19 protein-coding genes are annotated in these 23,595 nt (G+C 54.0%); 8 read left to right on the top strand and 11 right to left on the bottom strand.

Translation table 11 applies throughout. The annotated features are described in order from the left end of the window. Nucleotides 1-282: 282 nt before the first annotated feature. The 8 genes from dnaG to ybiB all read right to left on the bottom strand — a co-directional run bounded on the left by dnaG (nt 283) and on the right by ybiB (nt 9,097). Nucleotides 283-2,079 (bottom strand): DNA primase, encoded by a 1,797-nt coding sequence (gene dnaG / locus BM205_RS06840; protein ID WP_092413757.1) that lies wholly within the window; start codon nt 2,077-2,079, stop codon nt 283-285. Nucleotides 2,080-2,131: 52 nt separating this feature from the next. After that, nucleotides 2,132-2,581 (bottom strand): GatB/YqeY domain-containing protein, encoded by a 450-nt coding sequence (locus BM205_RS06835; RefSeq protein WP_092413756.1) that lies wholly within the window; start codon nt 2,579-2,581, stop codon nt 2,132-2,134. A 203-nt stretch (nt 2,582-2,784) separates the two neighbouring features. After that, nucleotides 2,785-2,997: a 30S ribosomal protein S21 gene (gene rpsU / locus BM205_RS06830; RefSeq protein ID WP_005665410.1), complete on the bottom strand. Its 213-nt coding sequence runs from the start codon at nt 2,995-2,997 to the stop codon at nt 2,785-2,787. Nucleotides 2,998-3,131: 134 nt separating this feature from the next. Next, the gene (locus BM205_RS06825) at nt 3,132-4,010 is read right to left on the bottom strand and encodes a Wzz/FepE/Etk N-terminal domain-containing protein (RefSeq protein WP_092413755.1); all 879 of its coding nucleotides are present in this window, start codon (nt 4,008-4,010) and stop codon (nt 3,132-3,134) included. A gap of 92 nt (nt 4,011-4,102) precedes the next feature. Next, complete coding sequence (locus tag BM205_RS06820) at nt 4,103-5,299, bottom strand: BaiN/RdsA family NAD(P)/FAD-dependent oxidoreductase (protein WP_092413754.1); 1,197 nt, start codon at nt 5,297-5,299, stop codon at nt 4,103-4,105. A 32-nt stretch (nt 5,300-5,331) separates the two neighbouring features. Then, nucleotides 5,332-6,534: a YbdK family carboxylate-amine ligase gene (locus BM205_RS06815; RefSeq protein ID WP_092413811.1), complete on the bottom strand. Its 1,203-nt coding sequence runs from the start codon at nt 6,532-6,534 to the stop codon at nt 5,332-5,334. A gap of 11 nt (nt 6,535-6,545) precedes the next feature. Further along, nucleotides 6,546-7,754 (bottom strand): cation:proton antiporter, encoded by a 1,209-nt coding sequence (locus BM205_RS06810; RefSeq protein WP_092413753.1) that lies wholly within the window; start codon nt 7,752-7,754, stop codon nt 6,546-6,548. A gap of 332 nt (nt 7,755-8,086) precedes the next feature. Continuing rightward, nucleotides 8,087-9,097: a DNA-binding protein YbiB gene (gene ybiB / locus BM205_RS06805; RefSeq protein WP_092413752.1), complete on the bottom strand. Its 1,011-nt coding sequence runs from the start codon at nt 9,095-9,097 to the stop codon at nt 8,087-8,089. A 171-nt stretch (nt 9,098-9,268) separates the two neighbouring features. Between ybiB and BM205_RS06800 the strand changes: the two genes are divergently transcribed. The 4 genes from BM205_RS06800 to BM205_RS06785 all read left to right on the top strand — a co-directional run bounded on the left by BM205_RS06800 (nt 9,269) and on the right by BM205_RS06785 (nt 13,109). Further along, nucleotides 9,269-9,838 carry a sigma-70 family RNA polymerase sigma factor gene (locus BM205_RS06800; protein WP_092413751.1) on the top strand — a complete coding sequence of 190 codons (570 nt, stop codon included), beginning with the start codon at nt 9,269-9,271 and terminating at the stop codon, nt 9,836-9,838. A 131-nt stretch (nt 9,839-9,969) separates the two neighbouring features. Further along, complete coding sequence (locus BM205_RS24650; protein ID WP_092413750.1) at nt 9,970-10,161, top strand: zf-HC2 domain-containing protein; 192 nt, start codon at nt 9,970-9,972, stop codon at nt 10,159-10,161. An 84-nt stretch (nt 10,162-10,245) separates the two neighbouring features. Beyond that, nucleotides 10,246-11,271, top strand: a complete 1,026-nt coding sequence (gene tsaD, locus BM205_RS06790) for a tRNA (adenosine(37)-N6)-threonylcarbamoyltransferase complex transferase subunit TsaD (RefSeq protein ID WP_092413749.1) — start codon at nt 10,246-10,248, stop codon at nt 11,269-11,271. Between the two features lie 266 nt (nt 11,272-11,537). Then, nucleotides 11,538-13,109, top strand: a complete 1,572-nt coding sequence (locus tag BM205_RS06785) for a DEAD/DEAH box helicase (RefSeq protein ID WP_254783775.1) — start codon at nt 11,538-11,540, stop codon at nt 13,107-13,109. A gap of 20 nt (nt 13,110-13,129) precedes the next feature. Here the strand turns inward: BM205_RS06785 and gluQRS are convergent, their stop codons facing one another. Together gluQRS and BM205_RS06775 are read right to left on the bottom strand one after the other, a co-directional pair. Then, nucleotides 13,130-14,023 carry a tRNA glutamyl-Q(34) synthetase GluQRS gene (gene gluQRS / locus BM205_RS06780; RefSeq protein ID WP_092413748.1) on the bottom strand — a complete coding sequence of 298 codons (894 nt, stop codon included), beginning with the start codon at nt 14,021-14,023 and terminating at the stop codon, nt 13,130-13,132. Continuing rightward, a complete protein-coding gene (locus BM205_RS06775) occupies nt 14,016-14,981 on the bottom strand; it encodes a LysR family transcriptional regulator (RefSeq protein ID WP_092413747.1) in 966 nt (321 codons plus the stop codon). The genes gluQRS and BM205_RS06775 overlap by 8 nt, the downstream gene beginning before the upstream one ends. Before the next feature lie 349 nt (nt 14,982-15,330). On the opposite strand from BM205_RS06775, the gene BM205_RS06770 reads away from it, so the two are divergent. Continuing rightward, nucleotides 15,331-15,906, top strand: coding sequence for a flavodoxin family protein (locus BM205_RS06770; RefSeq protein ID WP_092413746.1), 576 nt, complete (start codon nt 15,331-15,333; stop codon nt 15,904-15,906). 84 nt (nt 15,907-15,990) lie between these two features. Here the strand turns inward: BM205_RS06770 and BM205_RS06765 are convergent, their stop codons facing one another. Then, on the bottom strand, nt 15,991-16,869 hold the full coding sequence (locus BM205_RS06765; protein ID WP_092413745.1) for a sulfurtransferase: 879 nt from the start codon (nt 16,867-16,869) through the stop codon (nt 15,991-15,993). Between the two features lie 106 nt (nt 16,870-16,975). On the opposite strand from BM205_RS06765, the gene dnaE reads away from it, so the two are divergent. The 3 genes from dnaE to msbA all read left to right on the top strand — a co-directional run bounded on the left by dnaE (nt 16,976) and on the right by msbA (nt 23,562). Then, the gene (gene dnaE / locus BM205_RS06760) at nt 16,976-20,443 is read left to right on the top strand and encodes a DNA polymerase III subunit alpha (RefSeq protein ID WP_092413744.1); all 3,468 of its coding nucleotides are present in this window, start codon (nt 16,976-16,978) and stop codon (nt 20,441-20,443) included. Nucleotides 20,444-20,505: 62 nt separating this feature from the next. Next, nucleotides 20,506-21,801 (top strand): O-antigen ligase family protein, encoded by a 1,296-nt coding sequence (locus BM205_RS06755; protein ID WP_139227220.1) that lies wholly within the window; start codon nt 20,506-20,508, stop codon nt 21,799-21,801. Between the two features lie 3 nt (nt 21,802-21,804). Next, nucleotides 21,805-23,562 (top strand): lipid A export permease/ATP-binding protein MsbA, encoded by a 1,758-nt coding sequence (gene msbA / locus BM205_RS06750; RefSeq protein ID WP_092413742.1) that lies wholly within the window; start codon nt 21,805-21,807, stop codon nt 23,560-23,562. Nucleotides 23,563-23,595 lie beyond the last annotated feature (33 nt).

The following is a 23,595-nucleotide window of genomic DNA, read 5'->3' as shown; positions in this document are numbered from 1 at the left end:
ATTTGCGTGCAGCAGCTGCCTGTACTCTGTCCGTTGAATTTTGATAAGCCTGAATCGCTGACAGAATCACCTGAGCGCCGGTTCTTTCCTCGTTACGTCCTATCCACCTAAATCAATCTGGTGCTACTATCAATTCAACGCCCAATTTGGCTAAGCCTAAGGTGTTGAATCTAAAGCCTTTAATTATAGCATATGGAGGGCCTTTCCTCCAATGGAAGCGGCCGCTTTGTGCTGCCGGATTTCCCTCTTTTACATCGATCCGCTTATATTTTAAGCAAATTTTTAACGTAAATTCATTTCCGCTTCAGCCTCGCGCCGCAACTGTTCCTGTTTTTGCATCAATTCCCGATAGCGATTGCGCGCTTCTTCATTGCCAAGTCCGGTTGCTGCCAACTGATCGAGTTCGTCTTTCAATATCTTCATTTTAGTCTGGCGAATTGCGCCCGCCAGTTCTAATCGCGCCGCTTCGGTTTCGGATTCCGATTCTGCTGCAATTTCTGCAATCAACGATTCAAAATCCTCGCCGCCTTCGCGTAAATGTTCAGCCAGCGTTGCAAAATTGGCTTGTTCGCCCATCGCATGGCTGGCGGTAATCAGGCGGGCCAGCATTTCTGCGCGATCCGGTGCAAAGTGCGCCACAGCATCCAGCGCTGCATCATCCAGTTCCGAGGCGAATGCCGGGTGGGCGACCAGCAAACGGATGATTTGCCGCTCCAGTCCGACTGGCGCCGGCCGGTTGCTGCGCGGTGGCGCGCGGCGCGCGGTAGCGATCGGCTTCGTCAGTTCAAACAAGGACTCGATTTCGTTCGGCGTCGATTGTGTCAACTGCGCCAGGCCGCGCACTATCTGCAGCCTCAATGAAGAGGGAGGCATCAATTGCAGCAATGGCTTGGCGTCGTATTGCGCCCGCGCCCGTCCTTCAGACGTGTTCAAATCGGCTTCGGTCGTGACCTCGTTCAGTAAAAATTGCGATAAAGGCATGGCGTCATGAATCTGCCGCTCAAATGCCTCCGCGCCCATTTCCCGTACAAAACTGTCCGGGTCGTGTTCCTGCGGCAGAAACAGGAATTTGATGATTTTATTGTCGGTCGCATGGGGCAGGCAGGCATCCAAAGCACGCCGCGCCGCTTTACGGCCAGCTCGATCGCCATCGAAACTGAAGACGACATGATCGGTCTGGCGCAGCAATTTATGCACGTGGGTCGGTGTGCAGGCGGTTCCCAATGTGGCTACTGCCTGCGGGAATCCCAATTGAGCCAACGCCACCACATCCATATAGCCTTCAGTTACCAGCACGTAGCCCGCGTCGCGGATTGCCTGGCGCGCTTCGAACAAACCATACAGCTCATTACCCTTCTGAAATAAGGGTGTTTCCGGCGAATTCAAGTACTTCGGTTCGCCGCCATCCAATACGCGGCCGCCAAAACCGATAACTTGCCCTTTGGTGTTGCGTATTGGAAACATGATGCGATCGCGGAAGCGGTCATAGCGCTTGCGATTGTTACCATCTTCATCAGTTCGGTCGATCACCAGGCCGGATTCGACCAGGGCAGTCACTTCATAGTCGGGGAAGACCTGGCGCAGGCTATCCCAGTTGTCTGGCGAATAACCCAACCCGAATTTCGCTGCAACCTCGCCAGTCAAGCCGCGTCGCTTCAAGTAGTCGACGGCATTGGGTGCAGTGCGTAAATGTTGTCGATAAAAATCGCAGGCAGCGTTCATCGCGTCGGACAAGGCCAGGCTCTTTGCCTGGTATTCAGCGCGTTGTGCCGGCGGGATCTTATCGTCGTTATCCGGCACCGTCATGCCGACGCCTTGCGCCAGGTCTTTCACTGCTTCCACAAAGCCAAGGCCGGAATATTCGATCAGGAAGCCGATCGCCGTGCCATGCGCGCCACAACCAAAGCAGTGATAAAACTGCTTAGTCGGACTCACCGTGAAGCTAGGTGATTTTTCGTTATGGAAAGGGCACAAGCCCATCAGGTTTGCGCCGCCTTTTTTCAATTGCACGTACTTGCCCACCACATCGACAATGTCGACGCGGTTGAGCAGGTCCTGAATAAAGGATTGAGGGATCACGTAGACTTGAGGGCGGGCAGCGGGTTTGTGTGTTTATCGGGCAATCAAGCGATCAGGCTTTAGTCAGTGCGACTTTCACCAGAGCCGAGACCGTAGTCATGTCGGCGCGGCCAGCCAGCTTAGGTTTCAGGATGGCCATGACCTTGCCCATGTCCTGCGGGCCGGCGGCGCCACTGGCCGCAACCGCTGCAGCCACCTCAGCCTGGATTTCCGCATCCGTCAGGCCTGCAGGCATGTAGTCGGCGAGGATAACCAGTTCGGCTTTCTCGATATCGGCCAGATCCTGGCGGCCACCGGCTTCGAACTGGCTGATCGAGTCTTTGCGTTGCTTGATCATCTTTTCGATGATGGCCAGTACGTGGGTGTCGCCCAGTTCGATGCGCTCATCTACTTCTTTTTGTTTGATTGCTGCTGTGATCAGGCGGATGGTGCCCAGTTTTGCAGTCTCTTTGGCGCGCATCGCGGCCTTCATGTCTTCGGTGATCTGTTCTTTCAAGCCCATGCGGTTCTCCATTCGGTGGTGTTTTTCATCTGAAATCAGAAAAACAAAAATACTCGATGACGATGGCGGCCGAGTCGTGCAAGGCTGCCGTTGATGGTGTGAAAAACGGCAAAACCCGCTGCGGAGCAACACCGGAGCGGGTTTGTAACGCGATTCAGTCAGCCGCAACAAGATTTGTATGCGGTGAAGAATTAGTACAAATATTAGTACAGTTTTTTCGGCAATTGCTGGCTGCGAATGCGTTTGTAATGACGTTTTACAGCAGCTGCCAGCTTGCGCTTGCGCTCTGCAGTTGGCTTTTCGTAAAATTCACGTGCACGCAACTCAGTCAGCAGACCTGTTTTTTCAATAGTGCGCTTGAAGCGACGCATCGCAACTTCGAAGGGCTCATTTTCTTTAAGACGAATTGTGGTCATGTAAATTCAAACCAATGTTTGTGTAGGGAAGAACGAGATTATAGCGGGGAAAACCAATAAATGGAAGTCTTATCCTGCGATGATTTAATCTTGCCACTTATTTGCAACATTAATTGCAACGTCACTTACAGAGCTCAGGACGACGCTTTGGGACGATTGCGATCCAGGAAAATAGCAATCGCGGCGCCTGCTATTGCCCCAAGAATCAGTCCGATGGCGAGAAATATCGAAAGTTTTGGGAAGTAGGGTTTTACCGGTACGTAAATAGCATCTACCAGCATAGTCGGGAAACTGTCAGTTTTTGTGCGCAGATCCATCAAGGCGGCTTGTTCGTTCGTCAGGTTGCGTATTTGCTCATCCTGTTTTGCCAGCACGTTGATAGCCACCACACTTGGCTCAAATCTGGCTCCGGCAGGGGTGCTCGTCGCATTCTTGAGACTGGCTTCCATGCGGGCTTTCTCGGTTGTTGCCTGCAACATTTCGCGCGTATTGGCCTCAAGGCGATCATTCAGGTTTTTCACCATTGGCGCCAGGCGCACATTATGCACACTTACCAGTGCTTGTACCGCTGCGTTCAAGCTGTTTTTGGCCTCTTCCTGGGACAGGCCGGCAACGTTGACATCCACGAAATCGGTGTTCTTTCCAGGAGTAGCTTTAAGTGTTTTGCGGAAAAGACCGGTGCGTGCGTCGCTCTCCTCATTTAAAGGAAGACCGACCGCAGTCAATGCGTAATCTTGCAGCTGGCGCTGCTTGAAGCGCTCGGCAGCTTGTGCCGTAGGTTCAATCAAAGTTGTTGGGTTGATTGGCAATTGACCAATTTGTATGGTTGCCGATGCCTGCCATTGGGGTGCTATGGTGAATTTGAGTGCGATTGCAGCCATCGTGGCGACGATAATGCACGCCAGCAAAACCAGCCAATGGCGTTTGAAACTGCCTAGTATTGCGGCTAGATCAGTCAGTTCGGTATTTTCGAGTTGTGTTGCGTCAGTGCCGTGCGACAAATTATTGCTCATGGGAAAGTAATATCTCTAATAGATTTTATTAATTGGATTGTTATGTAACGTGATTTTACTGCTTGCGAGGCAATAGATGTACGTCTTCATGGTCAAATTGCCAGTCCTGCCGCAGTACCTGACGCCCACGCCCACTGAAAGTTGTAGCCGCCCAGCCATCCGGTGACGTCCACCGACTCGCCAATAAAATACAAGCCATTGACCTGCTTGGACATCATGCTCTGCTGCGATAGTTCCCTGGTATCGATCCCACCCAGGGTAACTTCGGCTTTGCGATAACCTTCAGAGCCATTGGGCAAGATAGTCCAGCGATTGATTGCATCCCCCAAATTTCGCAGCTGGCGGTCTGGCATGTCAGCCAGGCGCGCTGCCGGATCCAGCTTGTTGGCTTCGATGATGCCGTGCGCCAGCCGTGTCGGTAGCCATTGTGCGAAGACGTTGCCAAGATTCTTTTTAACCGAGGTTTTGCCTTCAATTAATGTGCTGACAACGTCGATTTCAGGCAGGAGATTCAATGACAGAGGGGCACCAGCTTTCCAAAAGCTGGAGATCTGCAGGATCGCCGGCCCTGATAGCCCACGATGCGTGAATAGCAAGTCTTCCTTGAATTCACCACGGTTTTTTTTATCACCGGTTTCCACTTCAACCGGCAATGCAATGCCGGCCAGCGGCAAAAATGGCTGCCAGGCTGCTGCATCAAAGGTCAGGGGTACCAGGCCGGGCTGAGGTTCGATCACGTCCAGATCAAATTGACGCGCGATGCGATAAGCGAAATCGGTCGCGCCAATTTTGGGAATCGACAAGCCACCGGTTGCGATGACGACATTGCTCGCAAGTATTTCTCCGGCGCTGCTGTCTATCCGAAACAGATCGCCATCCTTACCCACATTGGCAACGCTGCAAGGCATGCGCCAGCTGACATTGCCCAGATCGCACTCGGCTTTCAGCATGGCGATCACTTGCTCAGAAGAATCGTCGCAGAACAATTGCCCTTTGTGCTTTTCGTGATAGCCGATCCGATAGCGCTTCATCAAGCTAAGGAAGTCTTGCGGCGTGTAGCGTGACAGGGCGCTTTTGCAAAAATGCGGGTTCTGCGACAGAAAATTTTGCGGTCCGGCGTTGATGTTGGTGAAATTGCAACGGCCGCCGCCCGAGATGCGGATTTTTTCCGCCAGCTTGGTGGCGTGATCGATGAGGACGACTTTTTTCCCGCGTTGCCCGGCGACTGCGGCGCACATCATGCCCGCAGCGCCGGCGCCGATGACGGCGACATCAAATTGTTTTTGCATTGATTCTTGTTGACATGATATTTAAAACCACGTTACTGGAAATATGGCGGCGGCTCTTGCCCCATCCATAGTTCGGACGACAGGCGCATCATGTCATTGAGCGAGCCGCGCTGGGTAAATGTTTGTCTAAGCCAGTTGGCGTCACTGAGACGGTCTTCTGCCATGTGGCGCAGGCGCTTTATGGTCAGTTGCTCCGCTTCGTTCTGAGTATACCGCTGCAAATCCTGCAGATGGTCTAGCAGATGCTGGTAGATAGGTAATTTCGACGAGTCGGCCGGGTTGTTGCCATGCAACGCCATGGAGCCGTTCAGTCCATAACGGCTGGCTTCGAAGCGATTGTATTGATACAGCAGGTAAAAATCGTTGGTGATGACAAATGGCCGTTCCGTCAAAATCCAGCGCGCCAGCAATTGCGCGTAGCATCCCAGGTGTGCCGCGTGCTCAATCGTCAGCGGCGTGTCGCAAACGCGGATTTCAACCGTGCCGTATTCCGGTTTGGGCCGGATGTCCCAGTAAAAATCCTTCATGCTGCCGATGATTCCCATGCGCAGCAATTCATCGTAATACGATTCAAAATCGGTCCATCGGGTCAGTGTCGGCGCGGTTCCCGACAGCGGGAATGCGCGCACCACATTGCTGCGCGATGATTCGAACTTGGTATCGGCACCTTGATAAAACGGCGAGGCGGCCGAGAGCGCAATGAAATGCGGCACGAAGCGCGAAAACGCATGCGTCAGGTAGAGCGCGTCGTCGCCGTTTGGTACGCCGATGTGGATATGCTGGCCGAAGACGGTGAAGGTCTTTGCCAGATAACCATACTTTTCATGCAGATGATGGAAGCGTTCGCTAGGCGTAATCCGTTGTTCGTTCCAGTGCTGGAAGGGGTGCGCACCGCCGCCGGAGACGTCGATGTTCAGGTATTGCGCGCCCCGGTTCAGCGCAGCGCGCAAACCCTTCAGCTCCTCGATCAGATGGTCGACCCGGGTGTGCACATCTGAATTCAGCTCGATCATGCCCTGCGTCATTTCCAGCTTGATCTGTTTTTGCAAGTCGCGCGGCTCGATCCAGGTCAGCAGGTCAACGGCGTCGCTGGCCAGGTTGTAGTTGCGGCGATTGACCAGTTGCAACTCGAGTTCGATTCCCATCGTGAACGGGTTGGAACTGGTGAAAGGCAGGCTGGTTTCCGCAGATTGCGTTTCTCCGCCTGCGGTGCCACCTTTGGTATTTTCATTCATGGCCTTATCCATCATTCGCGTCCGCTTTCTCCAGATTTGATCAAGGCAAACTGCGTTGCTATCGGCCCCATCAATTCCAGCACGATCAGGCAGCCAGCCAGCAGCGGCAAGACATCTGCAGTGGTGCTTGGATAGAGATAGGCAGTTGTTTGCATCAATCCCAGTCCGGCCTCCGTCATGGGTAATGTTCCCAAGGTAATGAGTGCCGCCTGTTTCCATTTCATCTTGGCAAAATGGGCAAACGCAAAGACCCCGCAAGCCATGGCAAGAAAGCGCGCCGCGATAAGTACGGCAACCGAGGCACCCACCATCGACAGGTCGGACAAGCGGATCGACGCGCCTATCGTGATAAACAACATCACGATGAACAACTCATTGGCGACGCCAAATTCAAGCTCCATCAGATCATATTGATGATCAAGGTTCTTCGACATGATGGCGAAGATCAGCATGGTAAGCAATATTGGCAGCTGCAGTGCGTGCGCCGCGCCAATCGCCAGTGTGATGACGGCAATCACAAGCACAAACTGACGGCTCGGCTGGCGTCCCAGCAAGCGCGCCAGCGGAATCATCAGGCGATAGGTCAGATATGCCAATATCAGCGAGCCACCCAGCGAATAAAAGGTATGCGCCAACAGCGTACCGAATGGCGTAGCGCTTTCATGGGCAACAACCGGCAGCAAGGCATAGGCGGCCAGAATTGCGACAAAATTATTCAGCGCCGTCATGGCGGCCAGGCGACGCGTCACCTGACCTTCTGCCTTGAGGTCGCGCACTACCACCATGACAACCGCCGGCGCAGTGGCGATGGCCAGCACGCCTCCCAACAGCGCCAGTACCTTGGAAGTACCAAACCATATCAGTGCGCCGCTGACGAACGCGAAACACAATACGGCGCTCAGGACGACCGTCGCCAGCAACCATTTTTCCCGGCGCAGCCAGCCGATATCGACATAGCGCCCCAGCTGATATACCACCAGCGCCATCGCCACGTCGGAAAAAATATTCGCCAGTTTGAGCACATCGCCGGATAACAGATCTAGTCCGCCGACACCCAGAAAAAAGCCGACGATCAGATAGCCGGTGATACGTGGAAACCAAGGGTTTTTCGTTACGATATGACCGCCCACCAGCCCGAACAGCAGCAAGCTGCCGAACAGTAACAGCGCATTCCATTGAATGGGCTGTGCTAGCGCAAAGGGCGGAAGAGTCCAATCCATGGATCCTCCAGAAAGTTAGTCTTGCAGCAAAGTACGACTGCTGGACAAGTTGCCGTATGGGCAGATGAATGGGGATAATGCTGAACTACACGAATACATGCTTACTTGCTTAACAGCCAGGCGCACTCTCCTTGCTTGATTATATTTGTGTCGCGCTATCGAATCTGTTTAAGCTTTAACCTAAGAATGCACACAATATGAAACGCTTAACGGCAACACTTTGAGCGGTCGACTGCCAGATAGTACATGCATCTGCTCTTGGCATCGTCAATCTACGGTGTTTGTTCTTCCTTGCAAGAATTAGTTCCCTTGGGGGAATTACTGTTTATTGATTACCGTGACTTATTGTATTGCATGTGTAGCGCACGGGAAACCCTCAGGCATTGTTCGACCTGTTCGGCAATCGGTTTCGGAATCAGTTCTTTTTGCACCAGTGCCTGTTGTATCCAGCTGGCGGTAGTGACGGCGTCGCGCTGTTCGGGCAGGGGCGGGATCTCGTCGGCGATGGTTTGTTTCTCTATCAGCGTGGTTTGGGTGCCGCCATGTAACCAGTCGATTTTTTGTGCCTTCCTGGCATTGGCTACCGTTTCACCCTCGGTACCGCGCATTAAAAACACATCTCCGCGTTCCGCTGCAGCGGTAGTCGTGAAATAGGCAGTCAGCATTGTCAGGTATTCGGGATGCGTGTACGAACTCAGGCGCAGGGCAGGAATCACAAACGGTTGCATGATTTTGACCAGCGTGTGGGTTGAGTTACGGACGCCGAGGATCCTCCGCATAGCGAGTAACCTTGCCATTTTCGGCGCCAGTGCATCAATTGGCATGAAGGCCGGCAGGTGTTTGGCAAAGCACTGTTGTGCCTGCTCGATGCTGTTGCAGATCGGCTGGCCCAGCGCTTGAAAAACTTCGGCGCTGGTGACGCGGCCGGGATCTGTCAAAACGCCGTGCAAAAGTACCGGCACGCCTTCACGCGCCAGCAACATCGCCAGCAAAGGGGTCAGGTTGGCCATGTGGCGCGCGCCATTGTAGCTGGGGAGGACAATCGGTGCGTACTGCCAGGTACTTGCCGCGTTTTCATCGGTATTGGCCACGAGCGATATTTGTGTAAATGATGCTTCCGCCGCTTCCAGGAAACCGGCGATTTCCTCTACCGATTCGCCCTTGATGCGCATCGCCAGCAGGATTCCGCCCAGTTCCAGATCGGAGACGCGACCATCCAGCATGGCAGCGTATAAATCATGCGCATCGTTGCGTGACAGGCTGCGCGCACCATCCTTGCCGCGTCCGATTTCCTTGATGAAGCGAGCGGCGGGGAACGGTTCGGCGGGCGGAATATTTTTCATGTATAGATAATGATTGAGGTTTGCGGGCAACGAATGAAGGTGGGCATATTTGTAGCGATTTTACTTTACCCGCCTGAGTTCATGGCCATCAGGTAGAATCGTCGCCTGTCGGGAGACCGGCAATGGGTGCTGTTTTTTGACTTCTCCTTGGCTTCTCCTATCCGGGTTTATATGGCATTTGATCCTAGCCAGCTTGAAACACTGCGGCCGCAACTAGTGCGGTTTGCCGCGCTGCAGTTGCGCAATGACGCCCTGGCCGAAGATGCCGTCTCTGAAACCATCCTCGCGGTGCTTGAGCATCCGGATCGTTTTCAACAGCAGTCTTCATTCAAAACCTACGTCATTGGCATCCTTAAGCACAAATTGCTGGATCAGCTGCGACGGGGCAAGCGCGAGGTACAACTATTGAATATCGACGATGACGGAGAACGCAGCGATGCCGAGATGATCGATGCTTTATTCACATCGACAGGGCATGCAGTGGAAGCCGCGCCCAGTTGGGGAAATCCTGACCAGACGCTGGAGCGCAAGGAGTTTTTCGATATTTTACAGTTGTGCATCGACAAGTTGCCGGCTAAAACCGGACGCATTTTCATGATGCGGGAATGGCTGGAACTGGATACCGAGGCAATTTGCAAAGAGTTGGATATCACCGCTGCGAATGCGTGGGTATTACTGTACCGGGCACGTGCCCGGCTGCGGGAATGCTTGCAATTGAACTGGTTCGGCACGCAATCTTGAATCGCCTGACTTCGTGAGCAATATAAGATAGTGCGAATTTCATTGTAAGGATTACATTCGTGGCGCGACTATTCATGGATACCGAAAAACTCGCCAGACCAGTTAATTTATTTTTATGTCATATTTAATTTATGTCGTATAAGCGTTTGATCCCACACTGTCGCGATACGCAATTTCTGCTGTCCCAGGCGCAGGATAGCAATTTGTCGCCATTAACCCGGATTCGGGTCCGCATACATCTGTGGACTTGCACCGCGTGCACCCGATTTTCACAGCAACTGGCTTTCATGCGCAAGGCGATGGAGCAACTGGGCAAGGATTAGGGATTAGTCAAACGCCCCACATGGCTTCGCGCGTCGGCCGCGCTTTCCTTTACAATGCGGCATTGTATAAATTTTGCCCCACCCATGATTGTTCTCGGCGTTGAATCTTCCTGTGACGAAACCGGCCTCGCGCTCTACGATACCGAGCGCGGCTTGCTGTCTCATGCCTTGTATTCGCAAGTAGCGATGCATGAGCAGTATGGCGGCGTGGTGCCGGAACTGGCTTCGCGCGACCACATTCGGCGCGCGATCCCTCTGTTGCAGCAAGTGCTGGCAGAAAGCGGCATCGCGCGGCACGACATCGACGCCATCGCCTATACCCAGGGACCGGGACTGGCCGGCGCACTGCTGGTCGGCGCATCGGTTGCTTGCGGCCTTGGACTGGCGCTGGATAAACCCATGCTGGGCGTACATCACCTGGAAGGGCACTTGTTGTCGCCCCTGTTGGCCAGCGATCCGCCAAAATTCCCGTTTGTTGCCTTGCTGGTGTCCGGCGGTCACACGCAATTGATGCGGGTTGACGGTGTCGGGCAATATAGTTTGCTGGGGGAAACACTAGACGATGCCGCCGGTGAAGCGTTTGATAAGTCGGCCAAGCTGTTAGGTCTTGGTTATCCCGGTGGCCCCGCAATTTCACGCCTGGCTGAATTCGGCGACCCGTCGGTGTATCAATTACCGCGGCCGATGCTGCATTCGAAAAATCTGGATTTCAGTTTTTCCGGGCTAAAAACAGCGGTACTGACCCTTGTCAAAAATCATACGACCAATATTTGCGACCAGGACAAAGCCAATATCGCACGTGCCTTTGTGGACGCGTTGGTTGACGTGTTGCTGGCCAAATGCCTGGCAGCCCTCAGGCAGACCGGTCTCAAGCGCCTGGTGATCGCGGGCGGAGTGGGCGCCAACCAGCAATTGCGTAGCGCCCTCAACGCCGCAGCAGAGAAGCGGCGCTTCCGGGTGTACTACCCGGAACTGGAGTTTTGTACCGACAACGGGGCGATGATCGCCTTCGCCGGCGCGATGCGCTTGCAAATCAATCCGCAGGCGGCGCAGCATACCTATGGATTCAATGTGCGGCCGCGTTGGCCGCTCAATGAGCTTGGCATCTGAACCTGAGGAACCTGAGCAATTTCCCAGCTAGGCGTATAATGCGCGACTGTGGTATAAAACATGTCGGCAATGATGTCAAAGTAATAATCCGACTTATGGTGCCTGTTATGGCGCATCCACAATCATTCGGCTCGCATGGCGGCGTTGTAGTTTGTCCCGGCAAGGACTGATCGTCGTCAATGAGCTGACACGAAATTCACGAATTCAATTGAGAGCAAATAGTGCCTTTGTTGGAGTGCATATTGCACCGAAGGCCGCCAACTACCATGTCCGAGATACAGTCCGAGATACAGTCTGAGAAGCAGGCTGAAATTCAAGTTGAAATTCAAGCCGAAATTCAAGCTGATCCAGCAGTGCCAACCACGCCCGCCGTCCGTTTTGCAGACTTCGGGTTGTCCCCGGATATCCTGCGCGCGTTGACCGATCAGGGCTACGTCCATCCAACCCCGATCCAGGCGGAAGCGATTCCGGTGGTATTGCAAGGGCGCGATGTCATGGGTGCGGCACAGACAGGGACCGGCAAGACAGCCGGTTTTTCCTTACCTATCATTCAGTTGTTGCTGGCGCATGCCAACAACAGCGCCTCGCCGGCGCGACATCCGGTACGCGCCTTGATCCTGACCCCTACGCGCGAACTGGCCGATCAGGTGGCTGAGAACGTCAAGGCCTATTGCCGCCATACTCCGTTGCGGTCGACCGTGGTGTTTGGCGGTGTCGATATCGCGCCGCAAACTGCTGCTTTGCGCTCAGGCATCGAAATCGTGATTGCTACGCCAGGACGCTTGCTGGATCATGTCCAGCAAAAAACGTTGAACCTGTCGCAAACGCAAATCCTGGTGATGGATGAAGCCGATCGCATGCTGGACATGGGTTTCCTGCCCGATTTGCAGCGCATCATCAACCTGTTGCCGAAAGAGCGGCAGAACTTGATGTTCTCTGCCACGTTCTCGGGCGAAATCAAAAAGCTGGCGTCGACGTTCCTCAGAAATCCCGTGACGATCGAAGTGGCGCGCAGCAACGCGACTGCCGATAACGTGACGCAAACCATGTACCACGTCAATGAGCAAGCCAAGGCAGAGGCGGTGTCGTACATTATTCGCGAGCGCAATCTTAAGCAGGTAATCGTTTTTTCAAATACCAAGATCGGCGCATCGAAGCTGGCGCGTCATCTGGAAAACGAAGGCGTCAAGGCATCGGCGATTCATGGCGACAAGACGCAGAATGAACGGATGGCTGCGCTGGAAGCCTTCAAGCAAGGCGAGATCGAAGTGCTGGTGGCGACCGATGTCGCCGCGCGCGGGCTGGATATCGCCGAACTGCCATGTGTGATCAATTTTGATTTGCCTTATAACGCCGAAGATTATGTGCACCGGATTGGCCGTACCGGCCGTGCCGGCGCGTCAGGCGATGCTATTTCCTTGTATGCCGACAAGGACGAACGCTTGCTGGTTGATATCGAAAAGATGATCAAGCACAAGTTCGTCCGCGCCGAGCTGACCGGATTTGTGGCGAAGCCGTCAAGTGGCGAGCGCGAACGTTCCGGGCGCGGCGCCGAGGGGCGTAGCGATCGTGGTGGTGATCGCAGCGGCGGTGATCGTGGTGGCGAAGGCCGCGGTGCGCCGTCTGGCCGCAGCTTGCAGCACACACGCAGCGCCTATACCTCGACGCCGACTTCGCCTTCGCGCAGGGAAAAAATCGATCCTTGGTTCCTCAAGCCTTACGAGCCGACGCTCGAACCTGAAGCGGCGGCATCCAAGGTGGCGCCGACAGGTGGCGCGATTAAACCGCCAAAAGTGAAGTTGGCAGCCTTGCTGGGTGGCTTGCCGAAGCGCCAGTAAACTTTTCAGATCAGATCAACTCAGCTCTGGCGAGTCATTTCGAGATTAGCCCATGCTGTCGTCGCCAGCGGCCAGAACGCGGCGATGCTGTCTACCTGACCGATATCCAGCCCCAGGAACCAGGCAGCCTTGCTCAGCGCAAGCAGCGGTTGCTTGATGTCGATAGCTTGCGCACCGTTCTGTTTGGATAGTTTTTCGCCGTCGGCATTGGTGATCACCGGTACGTGCAGGTATTGCGGCGTTGCCAGTTTCAATTGGCGTTGCAGGTAAATCTGACGTGCGGTCGAATCCAGCAAATCGGCGCCGCGCACCACATGTGTAACACCTTGGTCGGCATCGTCGACAACCACCGCTAGCTGGTATGCCCAAAAACCATCTGCGCGTTTCAGAACGAAATCTCCCACTTCTATCGCCAGGTGTTGCTGCACGCGGCCAAGCCAGCGATCGTCAAAAATAATCAATTCATCGACATGCCCTGGATCTGGCACCCGCAGGCGGTAAGCGCGTGCCGGCTTGCCAACCGGTAAGCCGTCGCGGCAGGTGCCCGGATAGACCGCCGCACCGTCGGCCGCCACACAGATGCGGGAGTCGACAATCTCACGGCGTGTGCAACCGCATGGGTAGGCCAATCGCCCGAGCCGATCGAATGCTGCTTCATACAATCCCGTGCGCTGGCTTTGAAACACTACTTCGCCATCCCAATGCATGCCTAGCTTGTCCAGATCGGCCAGGATCGATTCCGCCGCACCTGCTGCTGTGCGGGCTTCATCGACATCTTCCATCCGTAACAGCCAGCGACCACGATTGGCCTTGGCATCCAGGTAGCTGGCCATCGCCGCGACCAGCGAGCCGGCATGCAAAGGTCCGGTGGGCGAGGGGGCGAAGCGGCCGATATAGCTTGTTTGATTAGACATTGTTGATCGATTCGTGATGATATGGCGCCGATGCTGGCGCTGGCGATCCAAGCAGTGTGTGCTGAATCGCAGGGTCGCTGAGTTGCGCAATGAACCATTTGAGAGATTTTCCCACGACTGGCGTGCGCCAGGCGATTTGCGTCTTGTCGCTGGGTTTTGCTTCAATGGTTTGTTTTTCGATCAATGCGCCTGATGCAAAATAGGGCGCTGCCATCCAGCGCGGCAAATGGCCGCAGCCAAGGCCGCTGAGCTGGGCTTGCAACTTGGCTGGAATGGACGGCACGGTCAGAATATCTTGCCCGCTTAACAGGCCGGACGTAATGCTGGGCAAGGTGCGCCCGGTGTCGCCAACGGCTACCGCGCGATATTGCTGTATCAGGCTGGCTGTAAGCGGTTCTGGCGCGTTTGCCAAGGGATGGCCGGGGGCGACCGCGAAGACCCAGTCGATCGTACCTAGCTGGCGGATCTGGAAACCGCCGCTCATGCGAATACTGTCGGGGCCGCTTTGAGGCGCGCCAATTGCCAGGTCGGCACGATCCGACAATAACGCTTCCCACACTCCTGATAAAGCCTCGTGCGAAAAACGCAGGCGGGTGCCGGCATTCTGACGATCGAAGGCAGCGATCAGCGGCAGCAGGCTGTCAAACGGGATGATGCTGTCGAGGACGATGCGCAGCTCCACTTCCCAGCCGGTTGCGGCACGTTTGACGCGCCGTTCCAGCTCTTGCGCGGCCAGCAACAGATGACGGCCCTCGGTCAGCAACTCCTGGCCGGCGCTGGTCAGTTTCGCGCGATGGCCACGACGGTCGAACAATAAAACGTCCAGGTCTTCTTCCAGCTTGCGGACACTATAAGTAAGCGCCGAAGGAACGCGATCCAGTTCGATGGCTGCGGCGGCAAAACTGCCTTTGCGGGCTATCGTATCGAGAACTTGCAGTGCTTCTAGCGTCAGATTCATTGATACTTGGCGAGGAAGGATGTTGCAAAAATTTCATTCAGATAAATTGAATGATATATCGGAATTTAGCTTCTGTCTTACGCCATTCCGCAGGTCTATAGTGCCAAACAATGCAGTGGATTCATATAACGTATTTCTATAGTGAAATAATTTTCTGGATATATCATGATCCAATTACGTGAAGGCGCAGATTCCGTTCGGGCCGGTCATGTTTGGCTTGACTGTCATTTTGGCTTTTCGTTCGCGGGATATCATGACTCGCTGCAATTTGGAAATTTGTCGCGCTGATAGTTGTACATATTTACATGTTTGTTTTTTAATCGGACTCCTACTTCACAAGGGCATTGTCATGACAAAAGTTGCTATTGTTTATCATTCCGGCTACGGCCATACAAAAAGCCAGGCTGAAGCCGTACACGCTGGCGTACTGCGGGCGCCGGGCGCGACTCCTGAACTGATTGCCATCGATGCCGAAGGCAATCTCAGCGAGGCGGCCTGGGCATCGCTGGAAGCTGCCGACGCCATTATCTTTGGCACGCCGACATACATGGGCACGGTTTCCTGGCAGTTCAAGAAATTTGCCGATACATCGTCGAAGCAATGGTTCGGCCAGAAGTGGAAGGACAAGGTAGCAGCCGGCTTTACCAATTCGGCGACCATGAATGGCGACAAGGGCACCACCATGAGCTATCTGATTACATTTGCAATGCAGCACAGCATGGTCTGGGTCGGCACTGGCCTGATGCCGTCGAACAGCAAGGCGGCACAACGTAACGACGTGAACTTCATCGGCGGTTTCTCCGGTGCACTGGCGCAAAGCCCGTCGGACTCCTCGCCGGAAGAAGGCCCGGCGGCTGGCGATCTTGAAACTGCCAAGCAGTTTGGCAAGCGTGTTGCCGAAACCGCGCAGAAATTCAAGAAATAATCGTTGCATATTCACTGCATAATCGCTGAAAAAGCAAAAAGCCCGCTTGCGTACTGCAAGCGGGCTTTTAATTGGTCGTTACGATTAAAGTGCAGTCGTGGCTTCTGTTGGCGCCGCGACGGCTTCCGGCTCGCAATGTGGGCAGGACTTGCCCGCCACATACTGCGGCGACAGTTGCTGACGTGGCGTCACCACTGCACGGCAAGCATAGCATTGCACTGTAGCGGTTTCCTGCAGCTGCGGATTGAGCGCGGTGCGATAGTCGAATACGAAACAATCGCCGTCGTAATGGGCGCCGCCGCATTCTTCGAAATATTTGAGAATTCCGCCTTCCAGCTGATAGACGCTGTCGTAGCCGATATTTTGCATGTGGATCGCAGCTTTTTCACAGCGGATGCCACCGGTGCAGAACGTGACTACCGTCTTGTCCGCTAATTCATCCTTGTGCTCGGCGATCACGGCAGGAAATTCGCTGAATTTTTCGATGCGGTAATCAATAGTGTTTTCAAAGGTGCCGACATCGACTTCAAACGCGTTGCGGGTGTCGAGCATGACCACCGGCCGGCCGTTATCGTCATGACCCTGGTCGAGCCAGCGCTTCAGCGTTTGGGCTTGCACCGCAGGAGCGCGGCCCAGCTCCGGCTTGATCAACGGGTGCTTCATCGTAATGATTTCAGATTTCAGCTTGACCAGCATGCGCGTGAAAGGTTGTTTTTCGGAATAACTTTCTTTCACTTCCAGATCCGAAAAACGTTCGTCAGCGCGCAGCCACGCCAGAAACTGATCGATTTGCTCACGCATGCCGGCCAGAAACAGGTTAATTCCTTCAGGAGTAAGCAAGATCGTGCCTTTTAGTTGCAATTGCTTACAAACTGCAAGAAATTCAGGGCGCTTCTGCTCTGTGTCTATGAAAGTGATAAATTTATAGGCGGCTATATTGACGAAAGGATGACTGGACTGCATGGTGTATTTCTCGGTAAGTCGTTGATTTATCAGTATTATAAACGCCAGAAGCAGGATTGCCCAATTTTGCCGATAGCCAGCAAGGCCTCAGGGTAAAATACCGGCCATGACGACACCGCAATTTATTCATCTCCGCCTCCACTCTGAGTACTCTATTGTCGATGGCTTGGTACGTATCGACGACGTAGTGAAAGCTGCAGCCAAAGATAACCAGGCAGCGCTTGGTATTTCCGACCTGGCCAATTTGTTTGGCATGGTCAAATTCTACAAGGCGGCACGCGGTAAAGGCATCAAGCCGATTATCGGCTGTGACGTCTGGATCACTAGTGACGACGATCGTGATAAACCTTCGCGCTTGCTGTTGCTGGTCAAGAACCGTGGCGGTTATTTGCAATTGTGCGAATTGCTGTCCCGCGCCTGGCTGGAAAACCTGCATCGCGGCCGCGCTGAAATTCGCGCTGAATGGCTGGCCGACCTGAAGGACCAGAGCGGCGGCAACGGCCTGATTGCGCTGTCCGGTGCGCACTTCGGTGATATCGGCATTGCTATCGATAACGGTAACGTTGGGTTGGCCGAGCGTTGCATTGAACGCTGGGCGACTATTTTTCCCGACAATTTCTATGTCGAGATCCAGCGCGCCGATCAGCCCAATATGGAAGCGCATGTGCGTCAGGCGGTGGCGCTGGCGGCCAAATTCAACGTGCCGGTGGTGGCGACCCATCCTATCCAGTTCCTGGATAAAGAAGAATTCATCGCGCATGAAGCGCGTACTTGTATCGCTGAAGGTGAAATGCTGGCCAATGCGCGTCGTGTGCGTCGCTTCAATGACCAGCAATCGTTCAAGACCCAAGCCGAAATGGCCGAGCTGTTCGCCGATATGCCGGCGGCTTTGCAGAATTCGATCGAAATTGCCAAACGTTGCAACCTGATACTGCAACTGGGCAAACCCCAATTGCCGGATTTTCCGACGCCGGACGGCATGACGATCGGCGAGTTTCTGATACAGCAATCGCAGGAAGGCCTGGAGCTGCGCCTGGTGCATCTGTTCCCTGACGAAGCCAAGCGTGAGCAACAGCGTCAACGTTATCAGGACAGGTTGAAATTTGAAACCGACACCATCATCAAGATGGGTTTCCCCGGCTACTTCCTGATCGTTGCCGAATTTATCCGCTGGGCCAAACAGAACGGCGTGCCGGTCGGACCGGGACGGGGTTCGGGCGCCGGTTCGCTGGTGGCGTATTCGCTGCAGATTACCGACCTTGATCCGCTCAAATACAATTTGCTGTTCGAACGTTTCCTGAATCCTGAACGGGTATCGATGCCCGACTTCGATATCGACTTTTGCCAGGAAGGCCGTGATCGCGTCATCCAGCACGTCAAGGATTTGTACGGCAAGGATGCGGTGTCGCAGATCGCCACCTTCGGTACGATGGCGGCCAAGGGCGCCATCCGTGATGTCGGCCGGGTGCTCGATTTTGGCTACAATTTTTGCGACGGCATCTCCAAGCTGATCCCGTTCAAGCCGGGCAAGCATGTGACGATTGCCGATGCCATCCAGGAAGAGCCGATGCTGGCGGAGCGCCTGGAAAATGAGGAAGAGGTTAAGCAGCTGCTTAACCTGGCGCAGCAAGTCGAGGGCATCGCACGTAACATCGGCATGCATGCCGGTGGCGTGTTGATCGCACCTGGCAAACTGACGGATTTCTGCCCGCTGTATACACAGGGCGGCGATGCCGGCGTTGTTTCGCAGTACGACAAGGATGATGTGGAAGCCGTCGGCCTGGTCAAGTTCGACTTTTTGGGTTTGACCACGCTGACGATTCTTGATCGTGCGGTACGCTACATCAAGCAGCTCGATCCGGCCATGGCCGATTTCAGCCTGGAAAAACTGCCGCTCAATGACCGGGCATCGTATGAACTCCTGACCGCCGCCAGAACGGTCGCCGTGTTCCAGCTGGAAAGCCGCGGCATGCAAGGCATGCTGAAAGATGCACGTCCCGACCGCTTTGAGGACATTATCGCGCTGGTGGCGCTGTATCGTCCGGGTCCGATGGACCTGATTCCGGATTTCTGCAAACGTAAGCACGGTGAACGCTTCGATTATCCCGACCCACGCACTGAAGGCATCTTGTCTGAAACTTACGGCATCATGGTGTATCAGGAGCAGGTGATGCAGATGGCGCAGGTGGTCGGCGGCTACTCGCTCGGCGGCGCGGATTTGCTGCGGCGGGCGATGGGTAAAAAGAAAGCGGAAGAAATGGCAGAGCACCGCCAGATTTTCCGCGACGGTGCGGCCAAGGATGGCTTGAGCGAAGCCAAGGCCGACGAGATTTTCGACTTGATGGAAAAGTTTGCGGGCTACGGCTTTAACAAGTCGCACGCCGCCGCATATGCATTGCTGTCCTACCACACTGCTTACCTGAAAGCGCATCACCCCGCCGCGTTCATGGCCGCCAACTTGTCGCTGGCGATGGATGACACGGAGAAGGTCAAGATCCTGGTGGAAGATTCGCTTGTCGTGTGCAAGCTGACCTTGCTGCCGCCGGACATCAATCTGTCGGATTATCGTTTTACGCCTGAAGGCGAGGCGGGTAAAAAAGCCACTTTCATCCGCTACGGCCTGGGTGCCGTGAAGGGCTCGGGGCAGAATGCGATTGAAGCTATTATCGCCGCACGCAAAGAGAAGCCTTTCGTCGATCTGTTCGATTTCTGCCTGCGCGTGGATAAGCGCCAGATCAATCGCCGCACCATCGAATCGCTGATACGCGCAGGCGCGTTCGATTGTTTCAAGGTGGACCGCGGGATTCTGTTGGCTTCGGTGCCGCGCGCGATGGAAGCTGCGGATCAGAAACTGGCATCCGCAAACCAGGTTAGCCTGTTTGGCGGCGACGACAGCGATCTTGAAGCACCTATCGAATACGTGCAGGCAACGCCGTGGACTGACAAGCAGAAATTGACCGAAGAGAAGATTGCGCTTGGTTTCTATCTGTCGGGACATTTGTTTCATGCCTACGCTGCGGAGGCGCGTCGGTTTGCGCGCACGCCGCTGGGCAGTCTGGAACCTTCACGTGAACCACGTACCCTGGCCGGCATCATTTCCGGCTTGCGGACGCAAATGACCCAGCGCGGGAAGATGATGATCGTCACGCTGGACGACGGTAGTGCGACTGTCGATGTCACGGTTTACAACGAACAGTTCGAGCCGAACAAGGCGTTCTTCAAGGAAGACGAATTCCTGGTAGTGCAGGGCAAGGTCTCCGAAGATCGGTTTAATGGCGGGTTGCGGGTCTCGGCAGAAAAGGTGATGGATATCGCCACTGCGCGGATTCACTACGGGCGCCAGTTTGTCTTGTCGCTTGCTTCCCCAGACCAGAAAATTGATCCGGCCTACCTGAAAAATGTGCTGACACCGCACCGTTCTGAACATGGATTGCCGATGACTCTGCGCTATTCCGGGAATGGCGTGGCTTGCGAAATCATGCTTGGTGATGCCTGGCGTGTCGCGCCTAATGATGAGTTGCAAGGATCTCTTGTAGAAAAGCTCGGCAAAGAGTCGGTTGCGGTCGAGTACTAAGGTGTACGACCTGAGCAGCGACAGTGATCATCGCCATGTGGATCTTGAGTTGATAAGAATTTTTGGCAGACACGCATCAGCAGAAATATTCTGCGCTAAATTCGGAGAAAAATTTGTCGTCTTATTTTAAGTGGCCGGTATTCCTAGCCATTGTGCTGTTTCCAGCCTTGTCGATATCGCTACACAATGTTGGGAACGCATGTCTGTTCTCTCTGTTCCTTCTGGCTATTGTGGCGGCAGCTTGCCGTTACAAACCGATGGGAATAAGTTTTGGTCAGTTGCTGAAAGACTACTGGCCGCTCCATCTCGCCATGGTATCGCTAGCGCTTGCCGTATTGCTGAATCAAATTCTGACGGGGATATTTGCGGTCAAATATTATGATACGGCGTTGAGAATCGCTCTGTTTGTACCGGTGTTATGGGTAATTTTGGCATTGCCGCTGAATTATTTGAAAAAAATACAATGGGCGTTTGCTGTAGGTGCGTTGCTAGCCCTTATCAAAATTTATGTAATTACGGCGGCCGAGGGGCTACGTCCGCCAAATATCGGTTTTCTGGCGATAATTCCGTTTTCCGACATGGCGTTGTTGTTCGGTATCCTGGCGCTAATTTCCATAGGCTGGAATGAGCGTGACGAAAAGCTGGCGATCGGATTCAAAGTATTAGCTTGTTGTGCGGGTATATATGTCACCATTTTGTCTCAAACCAGAGGCAGCTGGATTGCAATCCCGGTTTTTGCTTTAACTGCCTTCATGCTGCTTAGGAATATACGTGTTCGTTACAGATTGGCTATTCTTGTATTGGTACTGACGACGCTTGGAACTGTATTCACCTTTAGCAGCGTGGTCCAAAACAGGCTCGCGGCCGCTAAAACAGATATAACCTTGTATGCAGACCGGGAAAATGCCGATACTTCGCTGGGAATCCGCTTGCAACTCTGGCGAGCGTCCTGGGAGCTGTTCAAGGAACATCCGCTGGTCGGTGTCGGAAGGGAGAATTTCAGCGACGGCTTGGACGATTTATCCGCACGTCGCATAATTACCCCCATGGCCACCTCGTTTTCGCACTCTCATAATGAAATTCTATTCAATATGGCGATTCTAGGTGTGTTTGGCCTGCTGGCAATCTTGTCGATCTATTTCGTTCCAGGCTATTACTTTTTACGGGAAATTCGTCATCCGGACAGCGTGGTAAAGACCGCCGCTGGCATGGGTTTAATACTTTGCCTGGGTTTTTTCGTCTTCGGTCTTACGGACATGATGTTTTTTTGGAGTGTGCTGGGCGGCGTGTATAGCATGAGCGTCGCGGCATTTCTTGCCTGTATCATAAAACGAAAAAAAGAACTGAAAGCAGCCTGATTGATGAGCACTTCTTCCTACACGACATATTTCAAGCGTCTTGCAGTACTACATCGGCCATATAAAAAGCGATTGGCCCTGGGCCTGCTTGGCATGGTGGTTACAGCAGCGACAGAACCGCTGGTAGCTTATATTTTCAAGGTTTTGCTGGATCACGGATTCGTCGAAAAACCGACTTTTCCGCTGTGGCTGGTACCGGTGGCGGTGATCGGTGCTTTTGTCGCACGCGGCGCATCGACTTTTTTGACAACCTACATGACTAACTGGGTTTCCACCCGGGTGTTGAATACACTGCGTCAGCAGATGTTCAATCGTATCTTGAATGTGTCGATTGATTTTCATGCTACCCATACGGTAGGGCGTGTGATCAATTCGATCATGTTTGAAGTACAGCAAATCATTGAGATGATCAGCAAATTGTTTACCTCGATTGTCCGCTGCGTTCTAACTGTCGCGGGTTTGTTGGGATACATGCTGTTTATCAGCTGGAAATTGACGATAGTTGCCTTGGTATTGATGCCGCTGATGGTCCTGGTGGTACGCACCACCGCCAAGCGCTTAAAAAAATTGAATAAGGATTCACTCGACGTCAATGCGCAGTTGACGCAGGTAATCGAGGAAACTACCCGCGCGCAGCAGGTAATCAAGGTATTCGGTGGCGAAGCCTACGAGAGGAAGCGATTCGAAGAGTCGGCAGAACATATTCGCCATTACAGCATGCGGATGACCAGCACATTTGCCGCCACTGTGCCGGTGACGCAGATCATGATGGCCTGCGCGATGTCGGTAATGATCACGATGGGACTGGTGCAAGCAAGCCACTCTCAACTGACTGCCGGCGACTTCGTGTCTTTTCTAGCGGCAATGATTGCCTTGCAGGTGCCACTGAAGCAGCTGGCAGAGGTGAACGGTCCGCTACAGCGCGGAATGGCGGCGGCAGAAGCGGTTTTTAAGTTGATTGACAGTCCGGTTGAACGGACCGGCGGCAAGCAGCTGGACAAGCGGGTTCTGGGGAAAATAGAATTTTCGAATGTCGGTTTTTCTTATCCGGGCCAAGACAAACCTGCTTTGAAGGCAATCAGTCTTAACGTCGAGCCGGGTGAAACCATCGCATTCGTCGGTATGTCGGGAGGCGGAAAATCGACTTTGGTCAATCTGATTCCAGGATTCTATTCCGTTACCGAAGGCCGTATTCTTCTGGACGACATGCCTATTGAGGAGATATCGCTGAATAGCTTGCGGGCGCAGATCGCCATGGTGAGCCAGAACGTAGTGCTGTTCAACGACACTATCGCTGCTAATATCGCCTATGGCGACAGTGTGCCAAGCCGCGAAAGGATTGAGGCGGCGGCCAGGGCGGCGCATCTGACGGAGATGATCGCAGGCTTGACCGAGGGTTACGAGACGCAAATTGGCGATAACGGTTCACGCTTGTCGGGTGGCCAGCGGCAGCGCCTGGCGATGGCGCGTGCCATCTATAAAGACGCTCCCATCCTGATTCTGGACGAAGCTACATCGGCGCTCGATACCGAGTCGGAACGGGCAGTGCAGGCAGCTTTGGACCAACTGATGCAGGGCCGCACCACATTCGTGATTGCGCATCGATTGTCGACTATTGAGCGGGCAAGTCGTATTGTCGTCCTTTCCAATGGCAGTATCGTCGAAGTTGGCACGCACGACGAATTGCTTGCCAAGCGGGGAGCGTACGCCAATTTGTATCACCTGCAGTTTTCCAAGGACGCCGTGAATGTGGAAATGTAATGGCGGAAATCTTGAGCAATGTGCTTGAGATAG

The organism is Collimonas sp. OK307 (assembly GCF_900113705.1).
GTDB lineage: Bacteria > Pseudomonadota > Gammaproteobacteria > Burkholderiales > Burkholderiaceae_D > Collimonas.
Note: the sequence above shows the minus strand (reverse complement) of the source record. Positions and strands in the feature narration are given on the sequence as shown.

Coding starts and splice junctions, on each gene's coding strand:
- BM205_RS06835 (WP_092413756.1), bottom strand. CDS start 2,581: ATGGGCTTGAAAGAACAGATCACCGAAGACATGAAGGCCGCGATGCGC.
- rpsU (WP_005665410.1), bottom strand. CDS start 2,997: ATGACCACAATTCGTCTTAAAGAAAATGAGCCCTTCGAAGTTGCGATG.
- BM205_RS06825 (WP_092413755.1), bottom strand. CDS start 4,010: ATGAGCAATAATTTGTCGCACGGCACTGACGCAACACAACTCGAAAAT.
- BM205_RS06820 (WP_092413754.1), bottom strand. CDS start 5,299: ATGCAAAAACAATTTGATGTCGCCGTCATCGGCGCCGGCGCTGCGGGC.
- BM205_RS06815 (WP_092413811.1), bottom strand. CDS start 6,534: ATGAATGAAAATACCAAAGGTGGCACCGCAGGCGGAGAAACGCAATCT.
- BM205_RS06810 (WP_092413753.1), bottom strand. CDS start 7,754: ATGGATTGGACTCTTCCGCCCTTTGCGCTAGCACAGCCCATTCAATGG.
- ybiB (WP_092413752.1), bottom strand. CDS start 9,097: ATGAAAAATATTCCGCCCGCCGAACCGTTCCCCGCCGCTCGCTTCATC.
- BM205_RS06800 (WP_092413751.1), top strand. CDS start 9,269: ATGGCATTTGATCCTAGCCAGCTTGAAACACTGCGGCCGCAACTAGTG.
- BM205_RS24650 (WP_092413750.1), top strand. CDS start 9,970: ATGTCGTATAAGCGTTTGATCCCACACTGTCGCGATACGCAATTTCTG.
- tsaD (WP_092413749.1), top strand. CDS start 10,246: ATGATTGTTCTCGGCGTTGAATCTTCCTGTGACGAAACCGGCCTCGCG.
- BM205_RS06785 (WP_254783775.1), top strand. CDS start 11,538: ATGTCCGAGATACAGTCCGAGATACAGTCTGAGAAGCAGGCTGAAATT.
- gluQRS (WP_092413748.1), bottom strand. CDS start 14,023: ATGTCTAATCAAACAAGCTATATCGGCCGCTTCGCCCCCTCGCCCACC.
- BM205_RS06775 (WP_092413747.1), bottom strand. CDS start 14,981: ATGAATCTGACGCTAGAAGCACTGCAAGTTCTCGATACGATAGCCCGC.
- BM205_RS06770 (WP_092413746.1), top strand. CDS start 15,331: ATGACAAAAGTTGCTATTGTTTATCATTCCGGCTACGGCCATACAAAA.
- BM205_RS06765 (WP_092413745.1), bottom strand. CDS start 16,869: ATGCAGTCCAGTCATCCTTTCGTCAATATAGCCGCCTATAAATTTATC.
- dnaE (WP_092413744.1), top strand. CDS start 16,976: ATGACGACACCGCAATTTATTCATCTCCGCCTCCACTCTGAGTACTCT.
- msbA (WP_092413742.1), top strand. CDS start 21,805: ATGAGCACTTCTTCCTACACGACATATTTCAAGCGTCTTGCAGTACTA.